Source organism: Kaarinaea lacus (assembly GCF_975902315.1).
Genome location: NZ_CDLKIE010000019.1, coordinates 1 through 4,269, shown reverse-complemented (window position 1 = coordinate 4,269; position 4,269 = coordinate 1). Strand labels below are relative to the sequence as shown.

Annotated in this window: 1 protein-coding gene; it reads left to right on the top strand. The window is 52.4% G+C overall.

What is annotated here, in order from left to right; all coding sequences use genetic code 11:
- Window positions 1-4,269, top strand: a 4,269-nt coding sequence (locus ACWVCM_RS00325; RefSeq protein WP_455199699.1) for a hypothetical protein, incomplete at both ends; no start/stop codon positions are given.

Below are 4,269 nucleotides of genomic sequence, written 5' to 3'. Positions count from 1 at the left end.
TAAACGACCACGACCTTTAGTATTGCGTGTACGGGAAGGCGACTGTCTTACCATTAACCTGGAGAATCGCCTGACGCCAAACGCAAATCCTAACCAGCCGCCTGAAAATGTTCCTCCTTTATTTAATACACTGATTAATGATCAGGTGGCTGAACGTATTATCAGTATGCACGTGAATGGTTTGCATTATGTGAGAGGACCAAACGAGGATGACGGTGCCTACGTCGGCAACAATCTTGATACGACTGTTCGACGCGGTGTTCCTGAGACCTACCAATTATACGCCGTGAAAGAAGGTGCATACGCGGTGAGGGGGATGGCGAGCACTGTAGGGAGTGATGCCAACCAGGGTAATTCCGCGAACCTGCTCCTTGGTGAAGTCATTGTTGAACCTGCCAACTCCGCTATTTATCGTGGTCAACTTACCGAAGAAGAAATGCGCCTGGCGTCGATGGATCTTGATCCCACATCGCCAACCTGCGGTCAGCAAAAAACAACTGCAACTGGGCATCCCATTATCAATTATGAAGCACGGTATCCTGCCGTTGATTGTAATGCTCCAACTGATCTGCCGCCGAGTACCGGCGCAAACCTGGGAGCCAGTATTTGGATTGCAGAAGGAAAAGACGGATTACCTATCCTGAACATGATCGATACTGCGAGCAATACGATCGTGCATTCGGAGATCAATGGCTTTGTGGGTTATGGTCCTTCCGGGGCATTAGAGCCTGCGCCAAATGGACCATACCAAGGTCGATTGGGTCATTTTCCAAAAGAAACTTATCCTTTGGAAGAAGTGGGTAAACGTAATCCCTCAGTACCGAATCGTCTGGAACCGTTTCGTGATTTTGCTTCCGTGTGGCACGATGAACCATCCACTAAACAAGCATTCCCTGGATTCTATGAAGCTGCAGCAGCGGGCGGCAACGATGTCTTTCGTTACGTATTGGAAGGTGTAAAAGATGGTTTTATGATTAACTACGGTTCCGGTGGGATCGGTTCCGAGATTATCGCTAACCGCCTGGGTGTAGGCCCCATGCACGATTGTTTGACCTGCGCCTATGAAGAGTTCTTTTTAACATCCTTTACCGTAGGCGACCCGGCTACATTGGTGGATGTGCCAGCAAACTTTGGTCTAGAAAATTGCAGACCAGAAGACCTGGGCACAGGTCCTTGCCTTGCGACGGGTCCTAAAGCCACGAAAGCTTTATATACAGAAGATCCGGCCAACATACACCATAGCTATGTGGGCGATTTTGCCAAGATTCGAAATGTACACGTGGGCCAGGAGCAGCACGTGTTCCACTTGCATAACCATCAATGGTTATATAATCCCGATGATGACAATTCCAATTACCTGGATGCGCAAGGTATTGGACCTGGTATTGGCTATACCTATGAAATTAACTTTGGTGGTTCCGGTAACCGTAATAAATCCGCGGGTGACGCAATTTTCCATTGCCATTTTTATCCGCACTTTGCCCAAGGTATGTGGTATCACTGGCGCCACCACGATACCTTTGAAGCCGGTACGGTACTGCAGGTTAGTGGAGGAACTGCACAAAATCCCGGGTTCCATATCGGGGCGTTTGACTTAGTTGACGGCACACCCGCAATAGGTGCACGTGCCTTGCCCGATGGGGAAATTGTAGCCGGTGTACCCATCCCTGCGGTTGTCCCCTTGCCGGGCAAACCCATGGCGCCGATGCCCGGTGCTGTAACAGTAAAGAACAATCCACTACCGGTCGATGTTATCGATCCGGCCACTGGTATCGTTGTGGGACAACAACCGGCGGGCAGTTTGTCTGATGTTGCGCGCCCAGTTGCAAAGAATCCCGGTTATCCATTCTGGGTTGCCGGCATGGAAGATGTAATCGGTCATCGCCCGCCGTCACCACCATTGGACATGGTGACACCTGACGAAGTCACGGCTGCGCAAGGAGATCCAGCACTCGCAGATTTGTTCGCTAACTTAATACCAGAACAAGCTGATGGCTGGGATGGTGGATTACCCCGGGCTGCCTTACTGGGTTACGCCGCAGGTGGTGTCGATCATCACAACGTGGTATCTCCTATAGATTTTACCAAGGTCATTGGTAAAGCCCAGGCAGTGTTCTACCCCGAGACCGGCACCGATGTAGAGCATGTGGCCATGGCATACCATGCCGAAAGGTGTCATGCAAGTTCCTATCCGGATGGCACACCGGCAAACTGTACTGCTAACGACGATGGTTTCATTACCAACGGACAAAAACCTGCGGTTGGTGCGCCGTATCATGAGCCCTGTATTGATGACACAGGCTTACGCTTGGGAGCAGGTGTCGCCGGACAATTCTTTGGTGGTGGCTTAACAACGATGGCCGATACCAATGGCATGATTCCTGGTATGACAAGTACGTTTAACGCTGATACGCCACGGATTTACAAAGCTGCCAATATCCAATACGACGCGGTTATCAACAAAGTAGGTTATCATTATCCACAACAACGTATCATTGCGCTGTGGCAGGATGCAGTTCCTACTATTACCAAGGAAAGACCCGGTCAACCGTTAGTGATGCGGATCAACAGTTTTGATTGCGCTGTGTTTCATCATTCCAACCTGGTGCCGGAAGTGTACGAGGCGGACGATTATCAGGTTCGTACCCCGACGGATATTATTGGCCAGCACATTCATTTACCCAAGTGGGATCTCACCACAGCAGATGGCGCAGCCAATGGCTGGAACTATGAAGACGGTACTTTCTCACCCGGTGCCATTCAAGAACGTATACACGCTTTAAATTGTCATATTGATGGTACGGAATGCCCACCCGGTATAATAGGTGGTCTCGGTACGCACGTGGCGGGCTCGGGGTCGCCGGCTAACGTTGTGCCTGCAGGTCTCCTTCATGCGGAACCTCATCCTTATTTCAGTACTGTGGCGCCAGCAGAATTGGCGGCACACTGGATGGGGGCGCGCACAACCACGCAACGCTGGTTCGCCGATCCGGTGGTGAATACCGACGGTGAGGATCGTGGCCTGGGTATTATCTTTACCCACGACCACTATGGTCCTTCAACACATCAACAGATTGGTCTATATGCAACGGTGTTAACCGAACCTGCGGGATCGACCTGGGTACATAACGAAACCGGTGCACCATTGGGGCATGATCCAGCGAGCGGTGCGCCGCGCCGGACGTTCACTACTACTGACGGTCGTACATTAACGGATGGCGGTCCCACTGCCTGGCAAGCGGCCATCTTACCCGCGGATGATAAACCACCGTTCCGCGAGTTCTATCTGGAATACAGTGACTTTCAACACGCGTACGAAGCCGGTGTTTATGTGGGTGCAGGTCAGTTAGGTGAGCCTTTACCAGGCACCGGACCGGGCGCGGCCCCTGTGGTAGCCAATCTGGGTAATCCCGCATTTAATGGCAATATCCAGGATGCATTCCGGTTTGCTATTAATCCGCCGGCGCGTGTGCAAGTGGCGCCAGTATTCCCCGATTTGATACTGGAAGTGGCCGGTGGTGCAGTGGATCCAGCCACTGGTTTGCCGTTAGTTCCCGGTTGTCCACAGCGTCCCTGTCCGCAAGCCATTGACGTACAGGATCCGGGTATGATGGTAGTGAACTATCGCAATGAGCCAGTCGGATTGCGTATTTACGATCCCAACAAGATTGGACCAGATGGCAAACCGGGTATGCAGGCGGATGGTGACGCCGGTGATCTGGCGCTTGCCATGGCTTCACGGACAGATCGCGCAATACCGGAATTGAACGTGCAACCGGATGGCACCACGGCCATCAACGGTACCCGTTTTCCACCGCCTATTAATACCAGAGGCGTGAATCCGGGCGATCCCTTCACACCCATGTTGCGGGCATTTACGGGTGACCTCGTTCGCTTGAAGATGCAATCCGGTGGTCACGAAGAAGAACACAATGCTACGATTCATGGTTTGAAGTGGTTGCAGGGTGGATCAGCGCATGGTAAAGCAGGCAACTCTGGCTGGCGCGCGGCGCACGCTGGCGGTATCTCGGAACAATTCACCCTGACCATCCCGCCAGTACCCGTGCAGGGTGGTCGCGGTGGTTCAGATGACTACGGATATTCCATGGATGCCTCACACGATGGTTGGTGGACTGGAATGTGGGGTGTATTACGTGCCTACAATAACCGGCGCGGTGACCTATTCAGATTACCTACTACAGTAGCGCCGGTGAGAATCGCCAACGACAAGGACTTTAATGGCCCTTGCCCGGTGGATGCGCCGCTGCG